Raw genomic sequence first — 280 nt, forward strand, 5'->3', positions numbered from 1 at the left:
CTGCAGTATCACTACATTGATGAAAATCCGAACCCCGCGGAGCGGCGCAAGCTTCTCGACGACTCCGGCGATGGAAGCGAATACTCCAGGCTGCACGCCATATACCATCCATTGATGCGCGCGGCGGCTACCACGGTCGGCTTTTTCGATCTCATGATTGCCGATCCCAAATCAGGTCGCCTGATCTATACGGTCGAGAAGGAGGTGGATTTCACCACGTCTCTTCAGTTGGGTCCGTATCGCAGCGCCAACGTCGCGGCTGCCGTCGCCCGCTGCTCGC

Annotated in this window: 1 pseudogene; it reads left to right on the plus strand. The window is 58.6% G+C overall.

The annotated features are described in order from the left end of the window. Positions 1-280 (plus strand): annotated as a pseudogene (locus EN808_RS36050) (adenylate/guanylate cyclase domain-containing protein); the annotation flags it as partial.

This window comes from Mesorhizobium sp. M8A.F.Ca.ET.165.01.1.1 (assembly GCF_004792065.1).
In the GTDB taxonomy this organism is placed as follows: domain Bacteria; phylum Pseudomonadota; class Alphaproteobacteria; order Rhizobiales; family Rhizobiaceae; genus Mesorhizobium.